This is a genomic window from Paenibacillus sp. 8b26, from assembly GCF_050626875.1.
GTDB lineage: Bacteria > Bacillota > Bacilli > Paenibacillales > Paenibacillaceae > Paenibacillus.
Genome location: NZ_CP192445.1, coordinates 3817526 through 3842339 on the forward strand (window position 1 = coordinate 3817526; position 24814 = coordinate 3842339).

At 49.2% G+C, this 24814-nt stretch carries 26 protein-coding genes and 1 riboswitch; of the genes, 25 read left to right on the top strand and 1 reads right to left on the bottom strand.

The window, feature by feature from the left end:
* Positions 1 to 39: 39 nt before the first annotated feature.
* Positions 40 to 1578 carry a phospholipase D family protein gene (locus tag ACQ4MX_RS17625; RefSeq protein ID WP_431086336.1) on the bottom strand — a complete coding sequence of 513 codons (1539 nt, stop codon included), beginning with the start codon at positions 1576 to 1578 and terminating at the stop codon, positions 40 to 42.
* A 328-nt stretch (positions 1579 to 1906) separates the two neighbouring features.
* On the opposite strand from ACQ4MX_RS17625, the gene ACQ4MX_RS17630 reads away from it, so the two are divergent.
* The 25 genes from ACQ4MX_RS17630 to atpE all read left to right on the top strand — a co-directional run bounded on the left by ACQ4MX_RS17630 (position 1907) and on the right by atpE (position 24755).
* Entirely contained in the window at positions 1907 to 2332 is a 426-nt protein-coding gene (locus ACQ4MX_RS17630; protein WP_044646203.1) for a DMT family transporter, read from the top strand.
* Between the two features lie 54 nt (positions 2333 to 2386).
* Entirely contained in the window at positions 2387 to 3091 is a 705-nt protein-coding gene (locus ACQ4MX_RS17635; RefSeq protein WP_431086337.1) for a Crp/Fnr family transcriptional regulator, read from the top strand.
* 35 nt (positions 3092 to 3126) lie between these two features.
* Positions 3127 to 3618: a DMT family transporter gene (locus ACQ4MX_RS17640; protein WP_431086340.1), complete on the top strand. Its 492-nt coding sequence runs from the start codon at positions 3127 to 3129 to the stop codon at positions 3616 to 3618.
* A gap of 392 nt (positions 3619 to 4010) precedes the next feature.
* Complete coding sequence (locus ACQ4MX_RS17645) at positions 4011 to 4628, top strand: sugar O-acetyltransferase (RefSeq protein WP_044646207.1); 618 nt, start codon at positions 4011 to 4013, stop codon at positions 4626 to 4628.
* A 214-nt stretch (positions 4629 to 4842) separates the two neighbouring features.
* The gene (fni, locus tag ACQ4MX_RS17650) at positions 4843 to 5943 is read left to right on the top strand and encodes a type 2 isopentenyl-diphosphate Delta-isomerase (RefSeq protein WP_431086342.1); all 1101 of its coding nucleotides are present in this window, start codon (positions 4843 to 4845) and stop codon (positions 5941 to 5943) included.
* Complete coding sequence (locus tag ACQ4MX_RS17655) at positions 5940 to 6434, top strand: GNAT family N-acetyltransferase (RefSeq protein ID WP_431086343.1); 495 nt, start codon at positions 5940 to 5942, stop codon at positions 6432 to 6434. Before fni ends, ACQ4MX_RS17655 begins: the two co-directional genes overlap by 4 nt.
* Before the next feature lie 142 nt (positions 6435 to 6576).
* Positions 6577 to 7677 carry a redox-regulated ATPase YchF gene (gene ychF, locus ACQ4MX_RS17660; RefSeq protein WP_014278491.1) on the top strand — a complete coding sequence of 367 codons (1101 nt, stop codon included), beginning with the start codon at positions 6577 to 6579 and terminating at the stop codon, positions 7675 to 7677.
* Between the two features lie 214 nt (positions 7678 to 7891).
* Complete coding sequence (prfA, locus tag ACQ4MX_RS17665; protein ID WP_025683383.1) at positions 7892 to 8959, top strand: peptide chain release factor 1; 1068 nt, start codon at positions 7892 to 7894, stop codon at positions 8957 to 8959.
* A gap of 3 nt (positions 8960 to 8962) precedes the next feature.
* Complete coding sequence (gene prmC, locus ACQ4MX_RS17670; RefSeq protein ID WP_431086347.1) at positions 8963 to 9862, top strand: peptide chain release factor N(5)-glutamine methyltransferase; 900 nt, start codon at positions 8963 to 8965, stop codon at positions 9860 to 9862.
* Positions 9863 to 9937: 75 nt separating this feature from the next.
* Complete coding sequence (locus tag ACQ4MX_RS17675; RefSeq protein ID WP_431086348.1) at positions 9938 to 11131, top strand: FtsW/RodA/SpoVE family cell cycle protein; 1194 nt, start codon at positions 9938 to 9940, stop codon at positions 11129 to 11131.
* A gap of 260 nt (positions 11132 to 11391) precedes the next feature.
* On the top strand, positions 11392 to 12084 hold the full coding sequence (gene spoIIR, locus ACQ4MX_RS17680) for a stage II sporulation protein R (protein WP_431086350.1): 693 nt from the start codon (positions 11392 to 11394) through the stop codon (positions 12082 to 12084).
* Positions 12085 to 12266: 182 nt separating this feature from the next.
* The gene (locus ACQ4MX_RS17685) at positions 12267 to 13505 is read left to right on the top strand and encodes an L-threonylcarbamoyladenylate synthase (protein ID WP_431086351.1); all 1239 of its coding nucleotides are present in this window, start codon (positions 12267 to 12269) and stop codon (positions 13503 to 13505) included.
* A gap of 198 nt (positions 13506 to 13703) precedes the next feature.
* Entirely contained in the window at positions 13704 to 14264 is a 561-nt protein-coding gene (locus ACQ4MX_RS17690) for a manganese efflux pump MntP family protein (RefSeq protein WP_431086352.1), read from the top strand.
* Positions 14265 to 14348: 84 nt separating this feature from the next.
* Positions 14349 to 14933, top strand: coding sequence for a low molecular weight protein arginine phosphatase (locus ACQ4MX_RS17695; protein WP_431086353.1), 585 nt, complete (start codon positions 14349 to 14351; stop codon positions 14931 to 14933).
* A 78-nt stretch (positions 14934 to 15011) separates the two neighbouring features.
* Positions 15012 to 15093: riboswitch (ZMP/ZTP riboswitch) on the top strand.
* Positions 15094 to 15377: 284 nt separating this feature from the next.
* Positions 15378 to 15965: a TIGR01440 family protein gene (locus ACQ4MX_RS17700; RefSeq protein ID WP_192511932.1), complete on the top strand. Its 588-nt coding sequence runs from the start codon at positions 15378 to 15380 to the stop codon at positions 15963 to 15965.
* Between the two features lie 127 nt (positions 15966 to 16092).
* Positions 16093 to 17343, top strand: a complete 1251-nt coding sequence (gene glyA, locus ACQ4MX_RS17705) for a serine hydroxymethyltransferase (RefSeq protein WP_431086354.1) — start codon at positions 16093 to 16095, stop codon at positions 17341 to 17343.
* A 138-nt stretch (positions 17344 to 17481) separates the two neighbouring features.
* The gene (locus tag ACQ4MX_RS17710; protein ID WP_431086356.1) at positions 17482 to 18390 is read left to right on the top strand and encodes a carbohydrate ABC transporter permease; all 909 of its coding nucleotides are present in this window, start codon (positions 17482 to 17484) and stop codon (positions 18388 to 18390) included.
* Positions 18390 to 19226 carry a carbohydrate ABC transporter permease gene (locus tag ACQ4MX_RS17715; protein ID WP_431086358.1) on the top strand — a complete coding sequence of 279 codons (837 nt, stop codon included), beginning with the start codon at positions 18390 to 18392 and terminating at the stop codon, positions 19224 to 19226. Before ACQ4MX_RS17710 ends, ACQ4MX_RS17715 begins: the two co-directional genes overlap by 1 nt.
* Before the next feature lie 15 nt (positions 19227 to 19241).
* Complete coding sequence (locus tag ACQ4MX_RS17720) at positions 19242 to 20507, top strand: ABC transporter substrate-binding protein (RefSeq protein WP_431086360.1); 1266 nt, start codon at positions 19242 to 19244, stop codon at positions 20505 to 20507.
* Positions 20508 to 20863: 356 nt separating this feature from the next.
* On the top strand, positions 20864 to 21493 hold the full coding sequence (upp, locus tag ACQ4MX_RS17725; protein WP_013312332.1) for a uracil phosphoribosyltransferase: 630 nt from the start codon (positions 20864 to 20866) through the stop codon (positions 21491 to 21493).
* A 109-nt stretch (positions 21494 to 21602) separates the two neighbouring features.
* Complete coding sequence (gene wecB, locus ACQ4MX_RS17730) at positions 21603 to 22772, top strand: non-hydrolyzing UDP-N-acetylglucosamine 2-epimerase (protein ID WP_431086362.1); 1170 nt, start codon at positions 21603 to 21605, stop codon at positions 22770 to 22772.
* Between the two features lie 171 nt (positions 22773 to 22943).
* Complete coding sequence (locus ACQ4MX_RS17735) at positions 22944 to 23198, top strand: AtpZ/AtpI family protein (protein WP_025683780.1); 255 nt, start codon at positions 22944 to 22946, stop codon at positions 23196 to 23198.
* Positions 23191 to 23571 carry an ATP synthase subunit I gene (locus tag ACQ4MX_RS17740; RefSeq protein WP_431086364.1) on the top strand — a complete coding sequence of 127 codons (381 nt, stop codon included), beginning with the start codon at positions 23191 to 23193 and terminating at the stop codon, positions 23569 to 23571. Before ACQ4MX_RS17735 ends, ACQ4MX_RS17740 begins: the two co-directional genes overlap by 8 nt.
* 29 nt (positions 23572 to 23600) lie before the next feature.
* Positions 23601 to 24425 (top strand): F0F1 ATP synthase subunit A, encoded by an 825-nt coding sequence (atpB, locus tag ACQ4MX_RS17745; protein WP_431086366.1) that lies wholly within the window; start codon positions 23601 to 23603, stop codon positions 24423 to 24425.
* A gap of 105 nt (positions 24426 to 24530) precedes the next feature.
* Positions 24531 to 24755: a F0F1 ATP synthase subunit C gene (atpE, locus tag ACQ4MX_RS17750; RefSeq protein ID WP_014278475.1), complete on the top strand. Its 225-nt coding sequence runs from the start codon at positions 24531 to 24533 to the stop codon at positions 24753 to 24755.
* Positions 24756 to 24814: the final 59 nt, after the last annotated feature.

Sequence of the window (24814 nt, forward strand, 5' to 3'; positions counted from 1 at the left end):
GGATGAATAAAGTAAGCACGCTACAGTGCCCTCCTAATTTTAAAATGTGGTAAAGCCCAAGATGTCTTGTAAACGATATAGTATACCTTTCCAAAATGTAGATCTGTCCTCGTAAGCCTCCAGATCCAGACTGTATTCAGCTCCCCGGTTATTCCATAATGTATCAAAATAGGCCGCAATCTGTCGGGTCAGCTTGCTGTCCGCCGGAGCGGCCACCCACAATTCATTTTCCAGATTCAGGTCGTTCAAATTACGTGGTGTCAAATTCGTAGACCCGCCCAAAATGATGTGATCTCCCTGTCCCTTGGCAATATAAATCAGCTTGGTATGATATTGCTCATGGGTCGTATTGTACCAGCGGATTTGGATTTTTTCGCCCGATTTATCGGACAATTCTTTGGCGACCGGACGATTGGGAATGCCGATTTTTTCCTGTCCAAACGCGTTTTGATTCGGGTCCAGCAACAATTGGATGTTCACACCGCGTGCAGAGGCATCCAGCAGGCTGTTCAACACTTTACGGTCTGCCAAATAAAACATGCCCATATGAATGCTATCGCCTTTCTTTGTCTGCCCGATTGCATCCAGAACCGATGTGTATACCTTGCCTTCGGTTAGATATTTGATCCGGTAGCTGTCTTTTCCCGATTGAGCAGAGGCTTCCGCTTGTGGCGTATAGGCAGGAAGCTGCCCTCCGCCGGAGAAGTCCAGCACCGCCTGCTCGGTTTGTAAAATGTCCCCGATGATGGGTCCCTTCACCTCCAGCGCCACATTGGAGTGATATGCACTCGCATCGTGAACATTCCCTGTGGAAATGAGCGCTGTTTGCTCGCTGGCAACCAATTTTCGATGATTGGCCTTGACATTTAACAGCTTGAGATAAGAGCGTGCCGTAACGTCAGGTCCGTCACTGGCCATCAGGTTGGGAATCCAGCCTGTGCCCTGCTGTCCGAACCATTGGAAAAAGGTACGCCACACCGCAGAATAGCTTGGCGTGGAATCCCGCAGCGGGTCCACATCGGTCTGCACAACCTGAATTCCCGCTCGTTTCATATTCTCCAGCAAATGATTGGGGGATGAATTGTAATTGGTATTGACTTCATCTGTAATGAAAAAGATAGGCATATCAGGATTGGCCTTCTTTTTGGCAATAAGATGCTCGGTCATCTGTGCGCTGACTTGGGGGAAGCGCTGGCCCTTATGTTTGTAATCGTTGAACAGAAACAGGTCGATGACGATAAATTGTTTGGCTTCGTCAACGATCCCAAGCATACGGTTCAAAATTTGCCCTTTATGCTGTGCGGTACCTCCATCCCCGGAAGGATAGGTCAAATCCGTCCATAAGTTCACCTCGTTGGTCGAATACTCCTGACTTTCATAAGAAACGAAGGGGGGCAGTGGCTTATGGGTCTGATAGATCATGATGGCAATCAGCCACAGGATGAGTAACAGGATAATGATTCTAATAGCGCGGCTTGTTCGCCCGGATTTCCTTTGGAATAGCTTTCTTTTAGATATCTTTTGTTGGGAAACAGGGTTATATGCCGGCTCAGAATGCAGCGTATCATGCTTAGCCATATGGGGGTCAACTCCTCTATTGAATGCTGCATTCCACTTCATCGTACCGGAACATGCAGTTTTAGGATGGGATACTGTCTAGTTATTAACGCAAGTGTACAGGATTGAAGCGTAATGACTGGAAGGAAAGGTATGGATGGTTGGAATGGGCAACCATTATAGATTATGTGGAATCGGAATAGATCATACAGTATAGGTTCCCATCCCTTATTCCTCTTATTATGAAGAGGGGATTTTTTTGTTGATTCAGGACATATGTCCTTTATGGTGAGACTAACCTATACTTTAATAAATAGAAAAGTCACTTAGATAGGGAGAATAACGATTCATGAGAGGAATTTTATTTGCTTTTTTGGGAGGCGCTTGTATTACGCTGCAAGGGGTGGCGAATACACGGATAAGTCAGGATATCGGTACATGGCAGGCGGCTACGGTTACTCAGTTGACGGGTGTTATTTTGGCGGCATTGATCTGGATGTTCACACGAGATGGAAATGTGGCGGAGATGAAGCAGGTAAAGCCTATGTATCTCTTGGGTGGCGCTTTTGCAGCTATCATCATATTCAGTGAAGTGACCGCTATTCAGCATATCGGAGTTACATTCACGATCTCGGCGCTGTTGATTGCCCAGTTGTGCCTAACCTTTCTGGTTGATATTAACGGATGGTTTGGTGTAGTGAAGCAAAAAATGAAGCTGCCGCAATTTATAGGCATTGGCATGATGATCGCGGGTGTGATCATTTTGAAGCTCTAAATAGAACTTCATTCGAAGGAACCCAGAACGTAGAAAACGAAGGTGAGCTCAAACATGAAAGAAATTCAGGATCAAGAGCAACTGAAGCATTTTTTACAATTGCATCAGCTAGAAACCATACTACATGAGCCGCTGCGGCCTTATTTGTCACTGCATCGTTTGGAACAAGGGGAAAAACTGTGCTCACAAGGGGATTCCATTGAACATCTGTACATATTGGTACAGGGCAAGGTCAAGATCTATACCAGTTCAACGGAAGGCAAAACACTGGTTCTCTGCTTCAAAACACCAATTGAGGTTATTGGGGATGTTGAATATATTCGCAGAAGCAACGTGATCAATACGGTGGAGGCTGTGTCCCCTATATATGTAATCGGTATTCACCAGCAATGGATGAATAAATATGGCAGAGACTATGCTCCAATGCTGCAATTTTTGCTGGATATTGTTACCCGGAAGTTTTGCATGGATTCCGACTTTTCCAGCTTTAACTTAATGTATCCTGTGGAAGTCAGACTGGCCAGTTACCTGCTATCCGTTTCTTTTGAGGAAGGGGATTCTTCTTCTTTTCATGAAGAATTGCGTGCATCCAGTCTCATAGATGTGGCGAATTTGATCGGAACCAGCTACAGGCATCTCAACCGTGTGATTCGCAAGATGAGCGCAGATGGATTGGTGGAACGAGTACGGGGCTATATTGTGATTCGTGACAGAGAAGGTTTGGACCAACTGGCAGGCCATAATATTTATGAAGCATAATCATTCGTAAAGAATTAGCAGGGGAGAGCTGAATCATGCTATTAGGAATTGTACTGGCGGTAATCGCAGGAGCCTTTGTTAGCTTGCAAACGATATTCAATAATAAGGTGAACGAACGGACAGGTTCATGGGCCACAACCACACTTGTGCTGGGAACGGGGTTTCTGGCCTCCTTGCTCGGCAGTCTTATTTTTGCAGGAAAAAATACATTTACACTACAGCATATGCAGCCGTGGTACTGGGTCAGTGGAATGATTGGTGTTGGCGTGGTGTTCTGTCTGGTACAAGGAGTGAAGCTGCTTGGCCCGACTTATGCGATATCTATCGTATTAACGGCACAATTGGGCACTGCTTTGCTGTGGGATTCGTTAGGATGGCTGGGACTGGAAAAGATGCCGTTCACCTTTACCAAGCTGATCGGCGTGCTGGTCATTATCGGTGGCATCCTGATATTCAAGTTTGGTAACGGGCGTACGAAGGAGCAGCAGGAAAGCATTTCACATGTACCTGATTCCATGAAGGGATGACGGATTTTACTTAAAGAAGCCTTGATATTCAAGGCTTCTTTTGTCTTTTACTATAATATGACGCTATATTAAATCATGATTAGCTATATGGCATTATTGCCGGGTTCCTCTTGAATCCATTGGCTTGGCAGCATCTGATAAAAGGCCAGCAAGGATAACACCGATAAGCACCGCGATCATGGTGTGTAAGAGACCGAAAGACTCTCCCAGAAATCTTAATCCTGGGGGGCCTACTAAAAAGGCAATGTATCCGGTGGTAGCCACTGCACCCACTCGCTTTTGACAATGCTTATTAAAAGTATAATAATAAACTATACTATAATTTAGTATCTGGCATTTGTTCAAATTCATGGAGTGAAATGAAAACCTTTTAAACAGGAAGGAAAGTGTACATGGCAACGAATAAAGAAAATATGTTAGAAGGCAAACTATATATGGCTGGTGGAAAAGAATTAGCAAAGGATAGCAAGAAATCGAGAATGCTTACCCGCTTGTTCAATAACAGTACGGAAGAGCAACAGGAGTACCGGGTAGAGCTACTTAAACAACTTTTCGAGTCTACAGGTCAGGAAATATATATCGAACCCCCATTCCGCTGTGACTATGGCTGTCACATTACAGTGGGCAATCAGTTCTATGCCAATTATGACTGCATCATTATTGACGTAGCGAAAGTAACAATAGGGGATCATGTTTTTTTCGGCCCCAGGGTAGGTGTATATACGGCTGGGCATCCGATAGATTCAGATGTACGCAACACCCTGCTCGAATTTGGTAAACCGATAACGATTGGGAACAGTGTATGGATTGGCGCAAATACCGTAATCACTCCAGGAGTGAATATTGGAAATAATGTAGTTATCGGGGCGGGATCTATCGTTACCAAAGACATTCCTGATAATGTGGTTGCTGTAGGAAATCCATGCAAAGTGCTAAGGGAAATTACAGATGAAGACAGACGGTACTGGGAAAAGCAAAAAAATGATTATTACGCTGACATTGAGGACTAAGGTACAAATAAAACTCACCTGAACGGTTTATATAAGCAGAGGAAAGGCTCGCGATTTTGTGTATATATTTTTCCATCCATGCTACAATAAAAGTATCTAAATAATTGCCTGTAATCATACATAAATAGATCGGTTACCGTGTTCGGGAGCGGTCTTATTTGTGTTTTCAGACCAATGTAAATACATGAAGTGACCTGAATGAGGTGGGACATAGATGAGTAATGTGGAAAATAAATCTGAAACACCTGAGAGTTCCGGCAAATCCGGTTCTTTGCTGCCTGCTGCACGCACAGGTGAACGGAAAATAGAGCATGTCCGCCTTTGTTTGCAAGAGGACGTGGCAGGCCAAGGCATCACGAATGGACTGGAGCGCTATGCCTTTAAACACTGTGCACTGCCTGAACTGCATTTTGATGAGGTGCGTTTGGACACTACTTTTCTGGGGCGCGCAGTGCGAACGCCGCTGCTGATTAGCTCCATGACAGGCGGCAGCGCAGAGACGGGAGCGATTAATGAGCGCTTGGCAGAAACAGCGGAGAAACGCGGCTGGGCGCTGGGAGTAGGCTCGGTGCGAGCTGCGGTGGAAAAAGAAGAACTGGCTCCGACCTTTGCGGTTCGTCGCTTGGCACCGAATATTCCGATCCTTGCCAATCTGGGAGCAGTGCAGTTGAACTACGGATTTGGCGTGGACGACTGTCGCCGTGCGGTAGAGATTGCCGGAGCGGACATGCTTGTACTGCATTTGAACGGATTGCAGGAGGTTTTCCAACCCGAGGGGAATCTGGATTTTGGCGGATTGCTTGGACGTATTGAAGAGCTGTGCCGCCAGCTTTCAGTGCCCGTAGGCGTGAAGGAAGTAGGCTGGGGCATAGATGGCGAGACGGCTTCGAGATTGTACGATGCGGGCGCGGCTTTTATTGATGTCGCGGGCGCAGGCGGGACAAGCTGGAGTCAGGTGGAAAAATTCCGCAATTCTGATCCTGTACGCCGTGCGGCGGCGGAAGCATTTGCGGATTGGGGAAACTCCACCGCTGATTGTATCGTAGAAGTCAGGGCGGCGCAGCCGAATGGCGCAGTGATCGGCAGTGGCGGACTGAGAGACGGTGTCGATGCAGCCAAGGCGCTTGCCTTGGGCGCTGATATGGCGGGTTTCGGACGGTCGCTGCTCGGATCAGCGGTCGCCTCCACAGAGGCGCTCGAAGCGCGGCTGGAGCAGGTGGAGTTGGAACTGCGAACAGTCATGTTCGGAATTGGAGTAGCTGATATTAAGGAACTTAAAGATACAACTCGGTTGAGGAAGAAGGCGAACGCATGAGCAGCATAGTAACCCTGGTACCGATGGACGCAGAGCAATATGAACGGTTTGAGCAGCGCTCGCTCGCGGACTACGCGGACGAAAAAATTCAGGCAGGCACATGGACGGTGGAAGAAGCGCCGGAACGCGCGGCAGAAAGCTTTGCCCGATACCTGCCACAGAGATTGGATACCCCCCATGCTCACCTTTACATGCTGATGTATTCGGATACGGATGATGTGGAGAGCCAAGAGGAAGCAGGCTATATCTGGTTCAATATGACGGATAGTGCACAAGGAAAAGAAGCTTTTCTGCTGGATATTCTCGTCTACGATTCATATCAGGGGCGGGGGCTAGGCACATTGGCGATGGGGGCTTTGGAACAGGAAGCTCGCAGGCTGGGAGCCGTTCGCATCGGTTTGCATGTATTTGGGCATAATGAGCGGGCTTTGCATGTGTACCGCAAGTCAGGCTATCGGGTTACGGATATTCAGATGAGCAAAGAGATTTAAATGAAGAAGTAGAGGATATAGCAAAATCCTGAAAGTCACAGTCGTATGCTTGCCGCATGTATAGGTTCTCATATATAATGTGGGTTGGTAAACTAACGGATGGCATAACGCACATTTTATATAAACGGGAGTTGTTCTGATTATGGCTTTAAAAGCGGGGATCGTGGGTCTGCCGAACGTGGGCAAATCAACACTGTTTAACGCAATAACGCAGGCGGGTGCGGAATCCGCAAACTATCCATTTTGTACGATTGATCCGAATGTAGGTGTTGTTGAAGTACCGGACGAGCGGCTGGATAAGCTGACTGAACTGGTTGTGCCGAACAAAACGGTGCCGACGGCTTTTGAATTTGTTGATATTGCAGGACTTGTACGCGGCGCGAGCAAGGGCGAGGGTTTGGGTAACAAGTTTCTGGCTCATATTCGTGAAGTGGATGCGATTGTGCATGTGGTACGTTGTTTTGAAGATGAGAATATCACCCATGTGGATGGCAAAATCGACCCGATCAGTGACATTCAGACCATTAATCTGGAACTGATTCTGGCGGATATCGAAAGCGTAGACAAGCGCATTGAGCGTTCCCGCAAAAACATGAAGGGTGGCAACAAGCAATACACCCAGGAAGTTGAAGTGCTGGAGCGGATCAAGGAATCACTGTATGCTGATAAGCCTGCGCGCAGCGTGGAATTGTCGGATGAAGAACAGTTGATTGTACGTGATCTTCATTTGCTTACGATGAAGCCTGTACTGTACGCAGCTAATGTCAGCGAAGACGGTGTAACGGAAGCCGACAGCAACCCATATGTGCAAAAGGTACGTGATTTTGCTGTAGCGGAAAATGCAGAAGTGGTGCCGATTAGCGCCAAAGTAGAATCTGAAATTGCCGAGCTGGAAGGCGAAGACAAGGCGATGTTCCTGGAGGAACTGGGACTGGCTGAATCCGGTCTGAATCGTCTGATCAAAGCCGCTTACCGCTTGTTGGGTCTGTATACGTATTTCACAGCGGGTGTGCAGGAAGTACGCGCATGGACCATTCACAAAGGAACAAAGGCACCGGGCGCTGCAGGCGTAATCCATACGGATTTTGAACGCGGATTTATTCGTGCCGAGGTTGTATCCTACAACGATTTGGTCGCTGCTGGCTCTATGAATGGGGCTAAGGAACGTGGTCAGCTTCGTTTGGAAGGTAAGGAATATGTGGTACAAGATGGAGACGTTATGCATTTCCGTTTTAATGTATAACATTAGGTTTGCAGTATAAAACATTGTTCTAAATAAAGTAGTCGCTGCCTATGTTGGGTGGCGGCTTTTTTTTATTGAAATTATTGTTGTTATTCAATTCATGAATTAGAAGTATTTTTAGTAGCTAATTAATTAATTAGTTGGTATAATAAAGAGCTGTAGCCAGTGAATTTGAATCTGGCTTCATATTAATTTAACTGAAGAGGTGAATCGCTTGTTGGACCGATTGCAATCATTGGCGGACCGCTACGATAAACTGAGCGAACTGCTCTGCGATCCGGATGTAGCGAACGATAGCAAGAAACTTAGAGATTATTCCAAAGAACAGTCTGATTTACAGCCTGCTTATGAAGCATATACCGAATATAAAACTGTCGTTGAAGAGCTGGACGCTGCTAAAGCCATGCAGGCTGAAAAGCTGGACGACGAGATGCGTGAAATGGTGAAAATGGAGATTGATGAGCTCAGTGCCCGCAAGCGGGAGCTGGACGAGAAAATCCGCATTTTGCTGCTGCCGAAGGACCCGAATGATGATAAGAATGTGATTATCGAGATTCGTGGTGCAGCGGGTGGTGACGAAGCGGCATTGTTCGCGGCGGATCTGTACCGGATGTACACTCGTTATGCCGATACCCAAGGCTGGCGTGTAGAGCTGATGGACGCGAACATGAATGACCTTGGAGGTTTTAAAGAGGTTATTTTCATGATTAACGGACGCGGCGCATACAGCAAAATGAAATTCGAAAGCGGAGCACACCGCGTACAGCGGATTCCGACGACGGAATCCGGCGGACGTATTCATACATCTACATCTACGGTATCTGTTATGCCTGAGGCCGAAGAAGTGGATGTTGAAATTTCCGACAAGGATATCCGCGTAGATACGTTCTGCTCCAGCGGTGCTGGCGGTCAGTCCGTTAATACGACCAAGTCGGCGGTACGTGTAACGCATATGCCAACAGGCATTATGGCAACCTGTCAGGACGGCAAATCCCAAAACTCCAACAAGGAGAAGGCACTCCAGGTTTTGCGTGCCCGTATTTCGGATATGCTTCGTCAGGAAGAGGAAGCCAAATATGCAGGCGAGCGTAAGAGCAAAGTGGGTACCGGAGATCGTAGTGAGCGCATTCGTACCTACAACTTCCCACAAAGCCGTGTAACAGATCACCGCATCGGGCTGACCATGCACAAGCTGGATCAGGTGATGAACGGGGAGATCGAAGAAATCGTATCGGCGCTCACGATTGCAGAGCAGGCTGATTTGATGGAACAAGAGGTTTAAGTTTTGGGACACGAACGCGATCTTGTGTATCGGATGTCGCCGGAACGGAGCATGAGTATCAGAGAAGCCTTAGTTGAGGCTTCTTCTTTTTTAGGGAGCTGCGGCGTGCTGGAGCCGCAGCATAACGCCCGCCTGCTGCTGGAGCATGTGCTCGGGCTGGAAGGCACGGCGTTCTACGCTGCGCTGGGCGATCCGTTCCCAGCCTCGGGCAAAGAGGCGTGGGAAGCGGTTATAGCCCGCAAAGCAGCGGGTGAGCCAGCGCAGTATATTATCGGACGGCAGGAGTTTTATGGCCGTCCGTTCGCGGTTTCGCCGTCGGTGCTGATTCCGCGTCCCGAGACAGAGCTGCTCGTCGAGGCCATACTTCAGCACGGCGACCGGCTGTGGCCGGACGGCGCTCCGCAGGCGCTCGATATCGGCGCGGGCAGCGGGGCGATTGCCGTCACGCTGGCGGCTGAGCGGCCCCGGTGGCGCGTGGCGGCGGGGGATATTTCCGCCACAGCGCTGGAGATGGCGGCGCATAACGCCGCTGTCAACGGCGCAGCCGTGGAGCTGCGCGAAGGCGATCTTCTGGCGCCGTTTGCGAGAGAGGCGGTGGACATCCTGGTGTCCAATCCGCCGTATATCCCGGCCGCCGACATCGCAGGCTTGCAGCCGGAGGTGCGAGATCATGAGCCGCGCATGGCGCTGGATGGCGGGCCTGACGGGCTTGGCCCGTATCGGGCGATGCTGGAGCAGCTTGGGCTGCTCCAGGCCCCGCCGCGGTTGATCGGGTTCGAGCTGGGCATGGGACAGGCCAGAGACGTAGCTGGACTGCTGGAGCAGGCAGGTCATTGGAATACGATTCTGATCGTTCCGGACTTTGCTGGAATCGAACGCCATGTCCTGGGCATTGCGGAATAATGCTGCATTTTCTTTTTGCGAGTCTTTCCTTTAGAATAAAAGGAGTATGACCGAGAAACGGCTCAGGGGGAAATCATGCTTCAGAAATTGAAAAAAATTGACGGTCCGGTTATCTTCATTCTGGTTTTGCTGATGGCGATTAGTATCATAACGGTGTATAGCGCGGGTAGAGGCCCTACCAACATTGTGGAGCACGGTAACGACTACCAGAAAATGATCGGGTATTATATATTGGGTTTTGTGGCTATTTTGGGTTTAGCGATGGTCGATTTTCGGATATTCATTAAAAAAGCCCTGTATGTATATGGCGGCGGAATATTTCTGTTGGGTCTCGGCTTTTTTGGCGGGACGGTTAACAACTCTCAGGGCTTTTTGAAAATTGGTGGCTTGAACCTTCAGCCTGCTGAGGTATTCAAGCTGGTGCTTATTATTTTTCTGGCTTATATGCTGATAAAGAAGCGCAAGAGCAAGCTTTATTTTATACAGGATGTACTTCCAGTTGCTTTAGTGAGCTTTGTCCCGTTCGCTATGGTAATGGCGCAAAATGACTTGGGTAATGCGCTCGGGTACATTGTCATCGTTCTCGGTATGCTGTGGATCGGTAATGTGAAGGCCTCCCATGCATTGATCGGATTTACGATTTTTGCAGTCGCCGCAGGCGGCGGGATCAAAGCGTATATTTCCTTCCACGATCAGATTGATACCTTTATGAAGGGCATTGGCCGTAGTCACTGGGTAGAGCGTCTGGACCCTTGGCTGGTACCGGAAGAAGCGACAGCGAAGGCATCTTATCATACGAAAAACGCCAAGTTGGCCATTGCCTCTGGTGGAATGATGGGCAAAGGCTTTTTGCAGGGGACTTCGGTGCAATCTGGTCGTGTGCCTTACACCTATGCGGATTCTATTTTTGTGGTCGTAGCGGAGGAATTTGGCTTTGTCGGCTCATCGGTGCTGCTGCTGCTATATTTTATTTTGATACACCGTATGATCCTGATCTCGCTGGAATGCCGTGATCGGGCTGGACCCTATCTTATCGTCGGCATTGTGTCCATGCTGCTGTATCAGATTTTTGAGAATATCGGCGCGTTTTTGGGCATCATGCCACTGACGGGGATTACGCTCCCTTTTATAAGCTATGGGGGTACGTCGTTGCTCATTAACATGGCTAGTATTGGCTTGGTTATGAGCATTAAGGTACACGGTCAGGAGCTGGAGGACGATCTGCCACAGCCTTCCAGAGTGAACTTGACGAAGGCGAAAAAAGCTTAGTGTGTACAAATTGTGGATAGATACAGCTTCGTGTTTTATGGTGAGAAAAATAGTGAGATGCAAAAGGGTCCAGATTGTGAAATCTGGGCTTTTTCGTATACGCGGGTTACTCCCAAGCTTTGGTACGCAGATCCATGTTGCTCGATGTAGGGCTATGGATGTTTTTTTAAATCTTCTTGAACATTTTACGAGATTGATAGGTTTAGCCTCTCCCAAACAGGACAGACTGATAGACATGATAGAGTTTGGGGGGATTTGGGATGAGAAGCTGGACCAAGCAAGTTGCAATGATACTATTTTGTATTTCAATATTAATGATGTCGTGGGAAGGTCAAAAAACAGATGCCGCCATGACACCAGGGTCAAGAGGGCCTGTAGGGGCAGGGATGGCCACGACAGGAGTGGGCGTCATTCCGCATGATTCCATCCGATTGCGTATTTTGGCCAATTCGGATCGCCCGGAGGATCAGTTGGTAAAACGTGAAATAAGGGATTCCATCGTACAACAGATGGATACGTGGGTGGGCAAGTTGGAAAACCCGCAAAGTTTGGAGCAAGCCAGAGTGCTGATTTCTGCTCATTTACCCGAAATTGACCGTTTAGTAGGCGCGGAACTGGCTCGACGGGGCATTTCGTACGACCATCAGGTGGAATTGGCAAACGTACCTTTTCCAACCAAGATGTACGGTGGGCTTGTTTATCCGGCAGGAGATTATGAAGCGCTTCGGGTTACGCTGGGACAAGGCAAAGGGCAAAATTGGTGGTGTGTGCTGTTTCCTCCCTTGTGCTTTATTGATGCGAGCAGCGGGGAAGCAGCAGCACAAGCGGTCTCGGCAAAAGCGGACCAAGGAGGAGGACGGACGAATGCTGCTGACAAGGAGCCGGAAGTACGTTTTTTTCTATGGGATGCGTTGACGGGGCTGTGGGCATGGGCGAGTGGCTTGTTTGCCTAAGCGTCGTGAGCTGTAGAAAAGAGAACAACGGGTGGATGATTCCGGTATGTTATAATGAAATATAGGTTTTACAGCTATGAGACATGGACAGATTCGGTTCAGGTAAGCTGCCAAGGCAAGTTCTTTGACCATAGAGCAAACTGAACAGGACTGTATGACAATAACGTATGGGATGATCTGATATGAGCGATAAATCGAATCAAATACAAGGTTTGTGCGGAGAGTCTGCGCAAAAGGAAAAATGTGAATCGGTACTGGATGAACAGGGGCTTCATGAGCTAAAGCCGCCGTTGGCGGCTTCCCATACGAATTGGTGGGACGTCAGAGGCTTGGTGGTTAAAGGGGATTTCTCTGGTGAAATATTATCCGGACAAGCCCTTGTCGCGGCGGAAAAAGGCATTCGTGAGGCTGCTGTGCTGCTGCAAGCAGGAGAGACCGTAGCGTTCCCTACCGAGACGGTGTACGGCTTGGGCGCGGATGCGCGTAGCACGGAAGCGGTAGAATCAGTATTCGCCGCCAAAGGGCGTCCTTCCGATAATCCGCTGATCGTGCATATTTCCGACCCTGCCCAGTTGGATGGCATGGTAACGGAAGTGAATGATACGGCGCGGGCGCTGATGGATGCGTTCTGGCCGGGACCGCTAACGCTGGTGCTGCCCGTAATTCCGCAAGCACTGTCGCCCCGTGTGACGGCGGGGCTGGACACGGTCGGCGTGCGCATGCCAGATCATCCGGTAGCGCTGCGCCTGATTGCGGAAGCGGGCTGTCCGCTGGCTGCGCCAAGCGCCAATCGCTCGGGCAGGCCCAGTCCGACCCTTGCACAGCATGTGCGGGAGGACCTGGAGGGCCGCATCGGCGGCATTTTGGACGGTGGCCCCACGGGTGTGGGGCTGGAGTCCACGGTGGTGCAGGCCGGTGACGACGGAACCGTCACCATCCTACGCCCCGGCGGCGTGACGGCCGAGCAGCTCGCTGCGGTCGCTCGCGCCGTCGAGCTGGACCCGGCGCTCGCCGCCGCTTCGCCCGGCGAGGACGCCGATTGCCCGGCACCACGTTCGCCGGGCATGAAGTACACGCACTACGCGCCACGAGGCCGCTTGAGCGTAGTGCAAGGCCCGTCATCCGCGGAGGTGACGGGCTGGATTTGCGCTGCGCTGGCGGAGGCGTCCGCGCGTGGAGAGCGCACGGCGGTGCTCGCGTTCGACGAGCATGCCGCCGGCTATGCCGGAGAGCGTGTCTACACGCTAGGCAAGCTGGACGCACTCCATGAGGCGGCGCAGCGCCTGTACGGCGTGCTGCGCCGCTGCGACGAGGAAGGCGTCACCTACATCTTGGCGGAAGCTTGTCCGCCAAAAGGACTGGGAGACGCCGTTATGAACCGCCTGCTTAAAGCAGCAGGCCATCGGGTCGTCCGTCTCTAGGACGATCCGGACACTATCCAAATATTTCCCGAATATTTCCTATACATGCAGTCCCCACGTTTGCATGGATTGACCTTTTCGGCATAGTTGGCCCCTCTCCTTATCCCGGTACAAGCATGGTAAACCGTATGCTTGTACTGTTTTGCTTCTTGTCCGCATAACGTTTACAAGAGCGGACGGATATTGGGGGGATGGAGTATGCTGGCAGCCTCTGCCCATGTCGGGCAGATTGTAACGATTCTGGTCATGGCTGTAGCGCTGGGGATGGATGCGTTATCGTTAGGCGTGGGGATCGGCATGAAGGGGATACGCCTGCGAGACGTGCTGCGGATCAGCACGGTCATTGGCTTTTTTCACATACTGATGCCATTGCTGGGTATGTTCACAGGCCATTATATGAGTTCTTTACTGGGTCATGTGACGACCTATTTTGCAGGGGGATTGCTTATCCTTTTGGGCGGGCATATGGTGTATAATTCCTTCAAAGGTGACGGGGTACAGGTGCTGGACCATCGTTCTCCCCTGGGCCTATTACTATTTTCGCTTGGGGTGAGCGTCGACTCCTTTTCTGCTGGGGTATCACTGGGCATGTTCCAGAGTGATTTGGTGCTGACCGTTCTGACGTTTGGCTTTTGCGGGGGAGCGATGGCGATGCTGGGACTGCTGTTGGGCCGCAAGGTCAGCCGCAATCTGGGAGACTATGGAGAAGCGGTGGGCGGTGCCATTTTACTGGCGTTTGGCTTTATGTTTATGTTTTGATTTTGGGGCGGACAGTGTAAAATAAATACAGGATTTTAGTAATCCTCTGTTTATATATTTTTTAACTTACGGGGGGTGAAGACGTTGAAACATATCTTATTCGTTTGCACAGGGAACACCTGTCGCAGTCCAATGGCTGAAGGGATGCTGCGCAAGCTGTCTGCTGAGCACGGGCTAGGGTTGGAAGTGCGCTCGGCAGGAGTAGCCGCGATGGAGGGTACGCCCATTTCCCGACATGCAGAGGCAGTGCTACGTGACCACAATATCTCGGATCAAATCACCTCAACTTCTTTGAACGGTGGGCTTGCTGAGTGGGCACATCTGATTTTAACCTTGACCCAAGGGCATAAGCAGCACGTCATTCAGCGCTTTCCCCAAACGGTGGGCAAAGTGTTTACGCTCAAGGAATATGTGGAGGACCGGGATTCAGTGCTGAATGATGTACAGGAGCTGGATGGTCTGTACGCTTCGCAACAACTGATGGGATCATTAGGTCAGGAGCTTTCGGCACGGGAGCGTGAGCGGATGATTGAACTGCGTCAACGTATTCCGGGCTTTGATATTTCCGATCCGTTCGGCGGGTCGCGTGAAGATTACGATGTCGCGGCTGCGGAAATCCGAACGGCGCTGCACAAGCTGGTGGACAAGCTGAAGGCCTTGTCCGAATAAAGTTTGTATCACTCATCTATTTTGTACGGGATCTGTTGATTTTCGGCGGTTAATCCGTTAAGATAAGGTGGAAAAACAAGAATCCGGTGTAACTGGCGACAAAAGTGGGGTTAACCACGATGGAGCACCGGATATACGGCCGGTCGCCTGGGCAAAAGAGCAAATCCACATAGGCTGTGGACTGCTCTTTTTTCGTATATGAGCTAGGTCCGGCCTCCAGTGTCCTTCCGTCCAGACAAATGGCTATTATTCTTCCGCATGCTGTTACTTCGAGTATCCAAACCGAGAGAGGGTCCTTTAAGCAGCTTTTCCATTTTTCCTGCTCGAAATCCGATTCATCGGCTATAATATAGTCAGATTGTGATATCAGGAAAGAGTGTGTTGAACATGGGGCATAAGCCCGTGCCCAGTCACTGTGGGGCTGTTCAACCAAAGGAGGTTCCAATGGTAGGACAATTGGATCATGAGGTTACGCTTGAAGCACAGACCGCTTCTGTCGTGAAGGAAATCGCAGAGGCAGCCAGTCTCAAAGCTGGTCGCTTGTTGGTTATCGGCGTAAGCACCAGTGAGGTGGCGGGAAGCCGGATTGGCACGGCGGGAGCGCTCGATGTGGCACAGCAATTGCTGGCTGGAGTGGAATCTGTTCGCAGGGCGTACGGTTTTGATGTGGCGTTTCAATGCTGTGAGCATTTGAACCGTGCGCTGGTGGTTGAACGAGCCGTGCTGGAGCGGCTGGGATTGACGGAGGTCGCCGCTGTTCCCGTTCGTACGGCAGGCGGATCTATGGCTACCGCCGCCTATCGTGCGCTGGAAGATGCATGTCTGGCGGCGAATGTACAGGCGCATGCGGGGGTAGACATTGGTGAGACGCTGATCGGTATGCATTTGCGACCGATTGCCGTTCCGTTTCGTCCAGGCCTCCGCTGGATTGGCGAAGCGCGTGTGACGGCGGCGTTCACTCGTCCTCCGCTCATTGGCGGACAACGAGCAGTGTATAGTCTGGAGCAAGAAGGCGGCGGAAGCTGCGACTAGCATTTGTATTTTGGCTTGGACTGCATGTTTTACTGATCTTTTTTGCATTGATGATGAGGTACCCAACAGAGGAGCAGGCGCTTGCCTGTATACCTGACAATTGACCATGGAGAGGGAGTAATCAATCATGATGGAACATCTGCGTAAAAGTGACCCGGCAGTGCTGGAAGCAATGGGACTTGAACTGAAACGACAACGCCACAATATCGAGCTGATCGCATCCGAAAATATCGTCAGCGAAGCGGTAATGGAAGCAATGGGCTCCGTATTGACGAATAAATATGCTGAAGGTTATCCAAGCAAACGCTACTACGGTGGCTGTGAGCATGTGGATATCGTCGAGGACATTGCACGCGACCGTGCCAAAGAACTGTTCGGTGCAGAGCATGCTAACGTACAAGCTCACTCTGGAGCGCAAGCGAACATGGCGGTATATCTGGCAGCTCTTAAACCTGGAGATACCGTACTGGGTATGAACCTGGCGCACGGTGGCCATCTGACACACGGAAGTCCGGTTAACGCCTCCGGCTTGCTGTATAACTTTGCCGCTTACGGCGTACGTGAAGACAACTTCCGCATCGACTATGATGAAGTGCGCAAGGCAGCCTTCAAGCATCGCCCTCGTCTGATTGTAGCCGGAGCGAGCGCGTATCCGCGTACCATCGATTTTGAAGCCTTCGCTTCCATTGCCAACGATGTGGGCGCTCTGTTCATGGTCGATATGGCACATATCGCGGGTCTTGTGGCAGCAGGTATTCATCCAAGTCCGGTTCCGCATGCTCAATTTGTAACAACAACGACACACAAAACGCTGCGTGGTCCGCGTGGGGGTCTGATTCTGACTCGCAAAGCGTGGGCACAAGCAATTGATAAAGCGATTTTCCCAGGTACTCAAGGGGGTCCGTTGATGCATGTGATCGCATCTAAAGCCGTTGCCTTGGGTGAAGCGCTCCAGCCTTCCTTCAAAACCTATGCGCAAAACGTAGTTCGCAACGCCCAGGTGCTGGCTGAGACATTGCTGGCTGAAGGCATTAACATTGTATCCGGCGGTACGGATAATCACTTGATGCTGCTGGACACGCGTAACTTGAACATCACTGGAAAAGAAGCGGAGCATGTGCTGGATTCCGTGGGCATCACGGTCAACAAAAACGCAATTCCTTTCGACCCGACCAGTCCATTCGTTACCAGCGGAATCCGCATTGGTACACCTGCTGCAACATCCCGTGGTATGGATGAAGAGGCTATGGTCAAAATCGGTAAAATCATTGCTGAAACTCTCAAAAATCCGAAGGATGATACGGTATTGTCTAAAGCCAGCCAAGCTGTTGGCGAACTGACAGACAAATTCCCGATCTACCCAGATACTCAATACTAATCTACTTACTTGTTTGATAAGGCTGTTTTTCTTCCGTAAGCCGGAGGAGAAACAGTCTTTTTTTAATTTCTAACGACTCGAAACTTACATTTTTGGGTAATAAGCGATTACGGTAAGGATTTGTCGTCGCTTTCCTTCATGATCTACAACAAAGGAGTGATTGCATTGAGTCAAAGAAAATCCGCGCAGTTATTACAGCAGCTCATATTTGTAGGACCGTTGGCGTTGTTTTTCGTCTTGATTATGGTCATTCCATTCCTGCTGGGTCTGTATTATTCCATGACGAACTGGGATGGAGTATCTGAAAATGTTCAGTGGCTCGGGTTAGGGAATTACGTACACATTTTCAGGGATGATCCAGACTTCCGTAATGCGTTCTGGTTCACGGTCCGTTTTACCGTATGTGGTGTGATTCTGACCAACCTGATCGGCTTTTTCCTGGCGTATGTTCTTACAAAGCCGTTGCGTACCCGTAATGCGCTGCGTACTGTATTTTTTATGCCTAATATGATCGGCGGTTTGCTGCTGGGCTTCATCTGGCAGTTTATCTTTGTGCGCGGCTTTTCTGCGGTGGGAGAGGCTACAGGACTGTCCTTCTTCAATCTGCCGTGGCTTGGTGACGGGCCAACCGCTTTCTGGGGAACCGTCATTGTATTTGTATGGCAATATGCTGGCTATCTCAAGGTTATTTACATATCCTCGTTAAATAATGTCCCTCATGCTCTTATAGAATCTGCCCAGATTGACGGTGCGAGCCGCAGACAGATTTTGCGTCATATCGTGGTGCCGTTGATTATGCCAGCCGTAACCGTATGCCTGTTTCTGGCGATATCCTGGTCCTTTAAAGTATTTGAGTTGAATTTAGCGTTGACCAAGGGCGGACCATTCAAGTCGACGGAGTCTGTTGCGTTGGACATATATAATGAAGCGTTTACAAATAACCGCCTTGGATTGGGTACAGCCAAAGCCATTATTTTCTTTGTCATCGTTGCGATCATTACCAGCATTCAGGTGCGTCTGACGAAGAAAAAGGAGGTCGAAATGTAATGGGGAAAACATCAAACTACCGTTTGGGTACATGGGTTGCTGAAATCCTGCTCATTGTGATCGGGTTGATCTTTCTGGTTCCGTTCTACTTTTTGCTCGTCAATTCCGTTAAATCCTTTGGCGACATTTTGGCTCATTCCGCCTCGTGGCCGATGACCTTCCATTTTGAGAACTATGCGAATGCCTGGAATAAAATAAATTTTCCTACAGCACTGGGGAATTCGTTGATCGTCACGATTGTCAGCAATGCACTTCTGCTGCTAATCAGCTCGATGGCTGCTTACCAGATGGTTCGGCATGATACACGTTTTAATCGCTTCCTGTTTGGTCTGCTCGTGGCTGCCATGGTGGTTCCCTTCCAATCCATCATGCTGCCTCTGATGGAGGTGTCCAACGTACTCAGCCTGAATAACAGTATACCGGGCCTGATTTTGTGCTATTTGGGCTTTGGCGCGCCTTTATCCGTGTTTCTATTTCATGGCTTTATTAAATCGGTGCCTATGGAGGTCGAGCAGGCAGCGAGGGTGGATGGTTCCTCTCGGTACGGTGTGTTCTTTCGCATCGTTTGTCCGCTGCTGCTGCCCATGTTTGTAACCGTGCTTATTTTGAATACTTTATGGATCTGGAATGACTATCTGCTGCCTTCGCTTATTTTGAATGATCCTGAGCTGCGCACGATTCCCATTGCCACCTATATGCTGTTCGGCCAGTATACCAAGCAATGGGATTTGGCGCTGCCAGCGCTGGTGTTAGGGATTACGCCTATTGTTTTGTTTTTTCTGGTGATGCAAAAATACATCGTTTCCGGCATTGCAGCTGGTGCGGTCAAAGGATAACGGGAGGGATAACCGATGAACAAAACAGCGTTGCTTGTCCTTTCTCTGGTCGTGCTGCTCGCATGTACGCTTTCGAGTTGTGGAAATACGCAGGCTCAACAGGGCGGGACGAAGACAATACACATCTATCAGTTCAAGGTAGAAATTTCGGAGCCGCTGAACAAGCTGAAGGCAGATTATGAAAAAACACATCCGGGCATCAAACTGGATATACAGTCTGTCGGAGGTGGAACGGATTACGGAGCTTCGTTGAAAGCCAAATTCGCATCGGGAGATCAGCCGGACATTTTCACGAATGAGGGATACCAGGACCGCGATACGTGGTTTGAGTATTTGGAGGATCTGTCGGATCAGCCATGGGTCAAGGATTTGGATGATTTCGCCCGCAAGCCGATGACCGTCAACGGTAAAATTTACGGACAGCCTATGAACCTGGAGGGCTTTGGTTTTGTTTATAATAAGGATTTGTTCAAAAAGGCGGGCATAACCAAGCTTCCTCAGACGATAAATGAGCTGGAAGAAGCGGCTAAACGCCTGAAGGCTGCGGGGATTACACCGTTTGCTAACGGGTATGCGGAATGGTGGGTGCTGGGGAACCATTTTATTAATATTCCGTTTGCCAGACAGCCGAACCCCGAGACATATGTGGAGGATTTAAACAAGGGAATGGCCCGCATCCCCGGTAACCCTGTGTTTGATCAGTGGGTGAAGCTGCTTGACCTTACCCTGAAATACGGTAACCGTAACCCGCTTACGACGGATTACAATACACAGGTGACGTTGTTTGCGACAGGAAAGGCTGCGATGATGCACCAAGGGAACTGGACTCAGCCGCAAATTGATGGAATTAACCCGGATCTGAATCTGGGCATCCTGCCCACGCCCATTGATAATGATCCGTCCGAAGGGGGCAGACTCGCTGTGGGTGTGGCATCCAATTGGGTGGTGAATAAAAATTCGCCTGTGAAGCAGGAAGCAAAGGATTTTCTCAACTGGCTGGTCACTTCGGAAACGGGCAAGCATTACATCACCAAGGAGTTCAAATTCGTACCCGCCTTTAGAAGCATCCCCTCCAGTGACGAGACGACAGGTGATCTGGGTGCTGAGATATCCAAGCATGTGAAGGAAGGAAAGATATGGAACTGGAATTTTCAACGTTTCCCGAAGGGACTGAATCAGGATCTCAGCAGCAGCATGCAGGCCTATATTGCAGGGGTTATTACAAAGGACGAAATGCTCGGGCAATTTCAGGGGGCATGGGACAATTTGAAGTTTAGATAAAAGATTGATGCTGTATCAGGACACAATGCCTGTAGCTTGGGTGGGTAGTCCAAAGTTCAAAGGCTTTGACGGTCAAGTGCCGTCAGAGCTTTTTTTATACACTTTTTGTATGACAAAAGTCACCCCTGAAGTGGGCAGAGTATGCTTTTTACCTGTCATATCTTCCTCTTGACAAAAGGTTGCGGTGGCAGGTGTTAAATCAATCAAGGGAATGTTATAATAAACAGGATTTACAGGCACGCATTGCATCTGTGCTTATTTGGTTTGTACAAATAGGTTACATAGATCCTTTCCATACAGGATGTTCAATATTCTGGTGCGAAAGAACGTGACGATAATACCGGAGGGAATATATCATGGCAAAACTGGTGGTTTGTGATCACCCTTTGATCCAACACAAACTTACATTTATCCGCGATGTGCGGACCAACACCAAGGATTTCCGCGAACTGGTGGATGAAGTAGCAACATTGATGGCTTATGAAATTACGCGGGATATCCCGCTGGAAAGCATTACGGTGCAGACACCGGTTGCTGAGACGGAAGGTAAAGTGATTTCCGGTCGTATGCTGGGCCTCATTCCAATCCTGCGCGCAGGCCTGGGTATGCTGGATGGCGTTGTCAAACTGCTGCCGGCAGCAAAGGTAGGGCATGTGGGACTGTTCCGTGATCCCGAGACATTGCAGCCTGTGGAATACTATACGAAGCTGCCTACAGACGTGACTGAGCGTGAATTGATCGTGATTGATCCGATGCTGGCAACAGGCGGCTCGGCGATCGCGGCTATTGATGTGTTGAAAAAGAGAGGCTGCACCCAAATTAAAATGATGAATTTGATTGCCGCTCCCGAGGGAGTCAAGGCTGTTCAGGATGCCCACCCCGATGTAGATATTTATGTTGCTGCACTGGACGAGCGTCTGGATGATCACGGCTACATTATTCCTGGTCTTGGTGACGCGGGAGACCGTTTGTACGGAACCAAGTAAACGGCCTCTGGTCATTCGGTATAATATATGGGCGTTACGAACAAGTCGTTTTTCATAGGAGAACGATCTTGGAGTCGGGCGTTTATTTTGAAAAGGGGTTCAACAGAAAATGTCCAAAATCAAAGTGATGACTATTTTTGGCGTGCGTCCGGAAGCGATTAAGATGGCTCCTCTTATTTTGGAGCTTCAACGTCACCCCGAGCATATCGAGTCTGTAGTATGCGTAACGGCTCAACATCGCCAAATGCTCGATCAGGTTCTGGAAGTATTTAATATTCACCCTGACTATGATCTGGATGTGATGAAGGATCGTCAGACGCTTAATGAAATTTCGATCCGTGTGCTTCAAGGTTTAGAGCCTGTATTACGTGAGGCAAAGCCGGATATTGTACTCGTTCACGGCGATACGCTGACGACTTTCCTGGCCAGCTATGCGGCCTTTATGCAGCAGATCGAAGTGGGGCATGTGGAAGCGGGCTTGCGGACGTGGAACAAACTATCTCCATACCCTGAGGAAATGAACCGTCAACTGACAGGAGTACTGTCTGATCTTCATTTTTCTCCTACATCTTTATCGGCTGGAAATTTGCGGAAGGAAAATAAACCTGAACCGCGAATATATGTAACAGGCAATACAGTGACTGACGTATTTCAGTACACAGTTCGCCAGGATTACGAGCATCCGGTGTTGGAATGGGCTAAAGGCAAGCGTCTGATTCTGATGACGGCACACCGTCGGGAGTCCCAGGGGGAACCACATCGCCAAATTTTTAGTGCGGTCAAACGGATCGCGGACGAGTTTGAGGATATTGCTATTGTGTATCCCGTTCATCCAAGTCCGGCTGTGAAGGAGCCTGCATTTGAGATTTTAGGCAACCATCCGCGTATTAAACTGATTGATCCGCTGGATGTGGTGGATTTACACAATTTTTATCCGCACACTCATCTCATTCTTACTGATTCTGGTGGTCTTCAGGAGGAAGCCCCTTCATTCGGCGTGCCTGTACTGGTACTGCGCGATACGACTGAAAGACCGGAAGGTATTGAAGCGGGCACACTGGAGCTGGTGGGTACGAATGAAGAGAACGTCTACAATCGAACCAAGGCTCTTTTGACGGATTCTGCTTTATATGAGTCTATGAGTCAGGCAGCAAATCCTTATGGTGATGGACAAGCATCGGTAAGAATTGTCAATGCGATTTTGCACCATTATGGTGTTCAATCTGAACGTCCTGAAGAATTTCACACAATGTTCACAAAAGGTGTTCGCACGACATAATAATCCTTTACAAGGCAAGCATACAGTTAAACTGTACGGTTACCAAGGGATACGGCATTTTAAGATGCTTTGTTGACTGATTCTATACTTTAGGGCGCTAAAATATCTCAATTGACAAAGCATCTTATATTTAAGTAAAATGGACTGGAATTGCAGGGGTGACATGGAAAAGTGGTCAAACCTTCCAAGCAAAACAACAACCGAAATAACACCGGAAATGCCTTCAAGGCAATTGGACTGGTGAGCGCTATCGGCATTGATTTAGCCGTGTGCACACTGGGTGGTTTTTATGCCGGAAAGTGGCTAGACGCCAAACTTGGTGGTTCCGGAATTTGGATTGGCGTAAGCGTTCTCGCAGGCTTGGTTGTAGGCGCATTGAGTATTGCCCTTGTGATCGGAAAGGTATTGAGGGATAACCATGAGTGAGATGACCCGAATGCAAAAAATGTTATGGATCGTAGCGCTTTGTATTATGGCTCTGTGTTTCCTGGTCTCCGCCTTCATGCCCCAACATCGTGACATTGCTCACGGAATCATTCTGGGAACGGGAGTAAGCTGTCTTAATGTGCTGCATATGGCCTACAAAATTCGACAGGTTGCGAGTGCGGCCGCCGGTGAAGGCAAGAAGAAAAGGGTGGGCATCGGCTTTGGAGTTCGTGTAGCGACCTCTATTTTGGCGGTGGTGCTGGCGATAGAATTCCCGGCCTATTTCCATGAGATCGCTGTAATGGCAAGCCTGGTGACTGGACAATTTCTTCTTTTAATTATAGGCATCATATTCGTGCTTCAGGAAAAATGATGGCTCAACTGAGAAAGGGGTGAGAAAACATGTTGCATGAATCACCGATTATCGAATTGGGCGGGTTTAACATTGACTTGTCCGTCATTATTATGCTTTTTGTAACTTGCGCGATTGTATTTGGACTGGCTTTTGTTGCAACCCGCAATTTGTCTGTGGACAATCCAAGCAAGCTGCAAAACTTTATGGAATGGGTCGTAGAATTCGTTCAAGGACTGATTACCAGCACGATGGATTTGAAAAAAGGCAAGCCATTCCTCTCCTTGGGGATGACGCTGATCATGTTCATTTTTGTCGGAAATATGCTGGGCTTACCATTCGGTATTGTGACCGATTTCGATAATACGCAAAGTGCCCAAGTATTTGGACACCAAATCATTCCAGTCAAGGAAGCATTAGAACAAGCACAGGCGGCTCATCCGGGCGAACCTGCCCACGTGGGTGTCAGCTGGTGGAAATCACCTACCGCAGATGCAGGAGTGTCCATTGGTCTGGCATTGATGATCTTTGTGCTGGTTCATTTCCTGGGAATCTTCCGTAACACCAAAGCATACTTCAAGCATTACATTCAGCCATTCCCTTTCTTTTTGCCAATTAACCTGATTGAGCAGTTCTCGAAACTTTTGACACATGGTATGCGTCTATTCGGTAATATCTTTGCCGGCGAGGTTTTGATTAGTGTGCTGCTGAAATTGACAGCAATTGGCTTTGGAGGATGGATTGCTTCCGTATTGGGGCTGATTGTATGGCAAGGATTCAGTATCTTTGTCGGCAGTATCCAGGCGTTCGTCTTTACCATTTTGACGTTCGTGTATATTTCACAGGCAATCGATACACATGAAGAAGAGCATTAGGTAATTTTCAGTTTCCGGTTTTTAGTTAAGTTCAGGAGTGCGCTTCGCTCTTAACTGCAAATACATGTACAACACAAATACACATCTCTAAGGAGGATTTTTAAAATGGGAGCTTGGGCATTAATAGCAGCAGCTATCGCAGTAGGTTTGGGTGCGCTCGGCGCAGGTATTGGTAACGGTCTGATCGTAAGTAAAACAGTTGAAGGTATCGCTCGTCAGCCAGAAGCAAAAGCTTCATTGCAAACCGTCATGTTTATCGGTGTAGGTCTGGTCGAAGCACTGCCAATCATCGGTGTCGTTCTGGCATTCATTTTCTACGCAGCAGCTTAATTGAATGGAAGCAAGGTTTGGCGGGGAAGGCACAGCCATCCGCGCCTTCTTTGTTCGTT

What these genes read in the sequence shown, in the direction of transcription:
- ACQ4MX_RS17625 (WP_431086336.1), bottom strand. Translation starts at nt 1,578, where the DNA reads ATGGCTAAGCATGATACGCTGCATTCTGAGCCGGCATATAACCCTGTT.
- ACQ4MX_RS17630 (WP_044646203.1), top strand. Translation starts at nt 1,907, where the DNA reads ATGAGAGGAATTTTATTTGCTTTTTTGGGAGGCGCTTGTATTACGCTG.
- ACQ4MX_RS17635 (WP_431086337.1), top strand. Translation starts at nt 2,387, where the DNA reads ATGAAAGAAATTCAGGATCAAGAGCAACTGAAGCATTTTTTACAATTG.
- ACQ4MX_RS17640 (WP_431086340.1), top strand. Translation starts at nt 3,127, where the DNA reads ATGCTATTAGGAATTGTACTGGCGGTAATCGCAGGAGCCTTTGTTAGC.
- ACQ4MX_RS17645 (WP_044646207.1), top strand. Translation starts at nt 4,011, where the DNA reads ATGGCAACGAATAAAGAAAATATGTTAGAAGGCAAACTATATATGGCT.
- fni (WP_431086342.1), top strand. Translation starts at nt 4,843, where the DNA reads ATGAGTAATGTGGAAAATAAATCTGAAACACCTGAGAGTTCCGGCAAA.
- ACQ4MX_RS17655 (WP_431086343.1), top strand. Translation starts at nt 5,940, where the DNA reads ATGAGCAGCATAGTAACCCTGGTACCGATGGACGCAGAGCAATATGAA.
- ychF (WP_014278491.1), top strand. Translation starts at nt 6,577, where the DNA reads ATGGCTTTAAAAGCGGGGATCGTGGGTCTGCCGAACGTGGGCAAATCA.
- ACQ4MX_RS17675 (WP_431086348.1), top strand. Translation starts at nt 9,938, where the DNA reads ATGCTTCAGAAATTGAAAAAAATTGACGGTCCGGTTATCTTCATTCTG.
- spoIIR (WP_431086350.1), top strand. Translation starts at nt 11,392, where the DNA reads ATGAGAAGCTGGACCAAGCAAGTTGCAATGATACTATTTTGTATTTCA.
- ACQ4MX_RS17685 (WP_431086351.1), top strand. Translation starts at nt 12,267, where the DNA reads ATGAGCGATAAATCGAATCAAATACAAGGTTTGTGCGGAGAGTCTGCG.
- ACQ4MX_RS17690 (WP_431086352.1), top strand. Translation starts at nt 13,704, where the DNA reads ATGCTGGCAGCCTCTGCCCATGTCGGGCAGATTGTAACGATTCTGGTC.
- ACQ4MX_RS17700 (WP_192511932.1), top strand. Translation starts at nt 15,378, where the DNA reads ATGGTAGGACAATTGGATCATGAGGTTACGCTTGAAGCACAGACCGCT.
- glyA (WP_431086354.1), top strand. Translation starts at nt 16,093, where the DNA reads ATGATGGAACATCTGCGTAAAAGTGACCCGGCAGTGCTGGAAGCAATG.
- ACQ4MX_RS17710 (WP_431086356.1), top strand. Translation starts at nt 17,482, where the DNA reads ATGATCTACAACAAAGGAGTGATTGCATTGAGTCAAAGAAAATCCGCG.
- ACQ4MX_RS17715 (WP_431086358.1), top strand. Translation starts at nt 18,390, where the DNA reads ATGGGGAAAACATCAAACTACCGTTTGGGTACATGGGTTGCTGAAATC.
- ACQ4MX_RS17720 (WP_431086360.1), top strand. Translation starts at nt 19,242, where the DNA reads ATGAACAAAACAGCGTTGCTTGTCCTTTCTCTGGTCGTGCTGCTCGCA.
- upp (WP_013312332.1), top strand. Translation starts at nt 20,864, where the DNA reads ATGGCAAAACTGGTGGTTTGTGATCACCCTTTGATCCAACACAAACTT.
- wecB (WP_431086362.1), top strand. Translation starts at nt 21,603, where the DNA reads ATGTCCAAAATCAAAGTGATGACTATTTTTGGCGTGCGTCCGGAAGCG.
- ACQ4MX_RS17740 (WP_431086364.1), top strand. Translation starts at nt 23,191, where the DNA reads ATGAGTGAGATGACCCGAATGCAAAAAATGTTATGGATCGTAGCGCTT.
- atpB (WP_431086366.1), top strand. Translation starts at nt 23,601, where the DNA reads ATGTTGCATGAATCACCGATTATCGAATTGGGCGGGTTTAACATTGAC.
- atpE (WP_014278475.1), top strand. Translation starts at nt 24,531, where the DNA reads ATGGGAGCTTGGGCATTAATAGCAGCAGCTATCGCAGTAGGTTTGGGT.